The sequence below is a fragment of the Amycolatopsis kentuckyensis genome, assembly GCF_002155975.1.
In the GTDB taxonomy this organism is placed as follows: Bacteria; Actinomycetota; Actinomycetes; order Mycobacteriales; family Pseudonocardiaceae; genus Amycolatopsis; species Amycolatopsis kentuckyensis.
Window position 1 is genome coordinate 1 of sequence record NZ_MUMI01000877.1, and the last position, 717, is coordinate 717.

At 67.2% G+C, this 717-nt stretch carries 2 protein-coding genes; both read left to right on the forward strand.

Translation table 11 applies throughout. From position 1 onward, the window contains the following. The first annotated feature begins 257 nt into the window (after positions 1-257). Positions 258-464: a hypothetical protein gene (locus tag CCN39_RS48835; RefSeq protein WP_143264512.1), complete on the forward strand. Its 207-nt coding sequence runs from the start codon at positions 258-260 to the stop codon at positions 462-464. A 111-nt stretch (positions 465-575) separates the two neighbouring features. Further along, on the forward strand, positions 576-717 hold a 142-nt coding region (locus tag CCN39_RS52980), incomplete at its 3' end, for an ATP-binding protein (RefSeq protein ID WP_143264513.1).

Sequence of the window (717 nt, forward strand, 5' to 3'; positions counted from 1 at the left end):
GGCCGGGCAGGGCCACGAACCGTCGGTCTCCGCGTTGCGGAGGGCGACTTCGCGCCTCGTGGGCGCCATCGAAGGACACGGGCTCCAGTGCGGTACTCCGCACGGAGTAGCGAGCCCGGGCCTGCTGACCGGAACCGGGGGTATCGGTTTCGGGTTGTTGCGGGCCGGTTTTGCCGAACAGGTTCCGTCGGTTCTCCTGCTCGAACCGTCGGGGCACCGGAAATAACCGCGAAACACACCACATCACGGGAGTGCAGATGCGCAACGACACCAACGCCGGCGAATTCGACGCGACCCCCGCCGCCGCGGAGGCGGACAGCCCGCTCGGTGACGCCACGCCTGGTGCCAGAACGAAGATCGGTGTCCGGGCGGGGATTCTCGCCGGGCTGACCCTCGGCGTCGCCAGTGCCGCGGTCGTCACGATGGACATCAGCACCGTCGTCAGCAACCACACGCACGCGTGACGTGCTCGCGACGGCACAAAGCGTGACAATAACCCCGAGTTTGCCGTCCGAACAGTGGAATCTCCACCGGAAGACCACCGAATTCGTGAGTCCGGTCTCTAAGGTTGGCGCATGCGCACCCGTGCCCCCGCTCTCGTCGGCCGAGGAACGGAGATCGAAGAGATCGGGCGGGTGTTGCACGACGCTCGCCGCTCTTCGGGATCGGCCGTGTTCGTCACGGGGGAACCCGGAATCGGCAAGACCCGGCTCGCCG

Coding starts and splice junctions, on each gene's coding strand:
- CCN39_RS48835 (WP_143264512.1), top strand. CDS start 258: ATGCGCAACGACACCAACGCCGGCGAATTCGACGCGACCCCCGCCGCC.